At 63.8% G+C, this 2,074-nt stretch carries 4 protein-coding genes; all 4 read right to left on the bottom strand.

Translation table 11 applies throughout. The annotated features are described in order from the left end of the window. The coding region (locus AB0J58_RS44775; protein WP_364227898.1) for a hypothetical protein at positions 1-342 on the bottom strand (342 nt) is incomplete at its 3' end. Continuing rightward, on the bottom strand, positions 342-923 hold the full coding sequence (locus tag AB0J58_RS44770) for a hypothetical protein (protein WP_357795836.1): 582 nt from the start codon (positions 921-923) through the stop codon (positions 342-344). The genes AB0J58_RS44775 and AB0J58_RS44770, both read right to left, overlap by 1 nt. Before the next feature lie 80 nt (positions 924-1,003). Further along, positions 1,004-1,381, bottom strand: coding sequence for a hypothetical protein (locus tag AB0J58_RS44765; protein WP_357795834.1), 378 nt, complete (start codon positions 1,379-1,381; stop codon positions 1,004-1,006). Continuing rightward, entirely contained in the window at positions 1,378-1,686 is a 309-nt protein-coding gene (locus AB0J58_RS44760; RefSeq protein WP_357795832.1) for an HK97 gp10 family phage protein, read from the bottom strand. Before AB0J58_RS44760 ends, AB0J58_RS44765 begins: the two co-directional genes overlap by 4 nt. Positions 1,687-2,074 lie beyond the last annotated feature (388 nt).

Below are 2,074 nucleotides of genomic sequence, written 5' to 3'. Positions count from 1 at the left end.
GGAGCGACCGGAGGCTGCCGATTTCCCCGGAGAGGTGCCGTAATGCTTGTTGCACGCGTCGAGAAGCGCGGTGATCTGCTTGTTCGACAAGCGGTGCTTAGCGAACCGCTCATAATCCTCATCGCCCAAAAGGTCACGCACGAAGCTACGCAGGCCAGCGTTAGTTTCTGACATCTGGTCAGTGACCTGCCAGTCGGCATCCTCCGGCGCGGCCATCTGGAAGACCTCGCCACCCAGACGGAAAACGAACGGCTCTTCGACCGCTTCGGCTTCGATGGCATCCAGATCGAAGTGGACGACAGGTTCGCCATCCTGGGTGATGACCTTCTTCAGTGCTGTCATCAGGACATGTGCTCCTCAACCTCGGGCGCAAAATACGAGTGGTAGACGAGGTTGTTGGCAGCGTCCGGGTAGGTGGAGATGGTCCACTCGTAGCCGACCATCTCGCCGTTCTGGTAGGTGACATCGCTGCGCTCGGTGATCTCCCCCTCGGGGACGTAGAACCGCTCCCAGGTGGCTCCGTCGTAAACGTCGAACAGCCAAGACCGGCGGTCAGGCGCCTGGTTCGCGCTCTCGGCGAACGTGGTCACCCCCAGCGTGGGCACGAGTTCAGCGACGTCCACCCGGTACTGAAGGCTCTTGACGATCGGGCGGTTCGTCTCCCAAGCGGTGAAGCTGAACGTCCGGATCGAGGAAGTGACGACCGTACGGAACGGACTTCCGAGACCCCACGGGGTGAACTGCTCGGAATCCTCGTCCACTCCGTTGGTGAGACCGTCCTCGGAGATGGCGCCGATCGCCAGCCACGCCCCAGTCGGGGCTGCAGCCGGGTCGACAGGCTGAGCGGTGCCCAGCGGGCCTACCCACGCTCCGCCGTTGATGCCGACGACCGCGAGAGACGCGTCTCGGATGATGTTGACCATGGTGAGCTCCCTTAGATCTCTCTGGTCTGGGCATGCGAAAGCCCCCAGCCAGACGGCTTGGGGGCGGGTGAAGAAAGAGGTCAGGCGGGGTGGATGGCGAACTCGTAGCTCGCCTCAGCCCGCCGCATGTTCGGGTTGTCGTACGGCACGCGATGAGGACCGGTGTTGGTTTTCACCTTGTTGATCACGGCCTGCTGGTAGGTGCTGCCAGCGAGTTCGTTATGCAGGAGGGCCTGCACCTGACGGGCCAGGTTCAGCGCGGCGGGGCCGTCTGTGTGGAACGTGGCGATGTCCACGGATGGCCTATCGACCCGGTAGCCGTCGTACGGGCCGCTGATGCGATGCACCAGCAACCACGGCAGGTTGTCGTCCAGATCAGAAGGGGTCTCAGTAGAGGCGCTGGCGCCTTCGACGTTCTCTTCCAGCCACGCGACGAGGACCGCTTCGATGTCGATCATTCGGCGCCGCCTGCTGCTCTGCCCATCGTCCGATGGCGTGGCGTCTTAGACGTCCCCCACTCCACGTACGGAGCATTCGGCGCATCGTTGATGACCTTGGACACCGCACGAGGCTTCCTGCCTGCTCTGACCCCGGTCTCGACCTTGAACGAGGCCGCGTACTGGCCGCTGTCGCGCGGCGCGAGCCCTTCGGCTTTGCTCTTGACGCGCTCTGCTCGGGCTTCCATCTCCCGCTGCATCTGCTGGGATCGGAGCATCTTCCCGATGCCTTTGTAGTCGCCGCGGAATTTCGCGCGAGGAGCCATGAGCCACCTCCTCAGCCAGTAACGCGGGTCAGCCGAACTTCGACGCCAGCGCGGGTCTGCGTGAATGGGCTGGCCCACACCGATGGGATGCCGTTGACCTCGTACACGAGCCCGCGGACACGAGCCCGCTCGTACGCGGTGACGTCCGTCCCATACGGGGCCAGCAGGGTCAGAGCTTCACTGGTCTGGTCTTGGCCTTGGACCTTCTCGGTGCTACCGGTAGGCCACACGACGCAGCCCGGCACTGGAGTTTCGGTCCACGTCCAGGTCTTGTTGCCGTGAGCATCCCGAGGGCCAGCCGTTCGGTGGAGGAAGACGACGATCTCGCCTCTCATCTGAGGGCCTCGATCGCCTCACACCACCGCGCCAGATCCTCGGCCGGGTCGAG

The organism is Streptosporangium sp. NPDC049644, assembly GCF_040675205.1.
Lineage (GTDB): Bacteria > Actinomycetota > Actinomycetes > Streptosporangiales > Streptosporangiaceae > Streptosporangium > Streptosporangium fukuiense.
This window is presented reverse-complemented; position numbering and strand designations above follow the sequence as displayed.

Excerpts from the sequence above, each read along its gene's own strand:
- AB0J58_RS44770 (WP_357795836.1), bottom strand. The coding sequence starts at position 923 with ATGGTCAACATCATCCGAGACGCGTCTCTCGCGGTCGTCGGCATCAAC.
- AB0J58_RS44765 (WP_357795834.1), bottom strand. The coding sequence starts at position 1,381 with ATGATCGACATCGAAGCGGTCCTCGTCGCGTGGCTGGAAGAGAACGTC.
- AB0J58_RS44760 (WP_357795832.1), bottom strand. The coding sequence starts at position 1,686 with ATGGCTCCTCGCGCGAAATTCCGCGGCGACTACAAAGGCATCGGGAAG.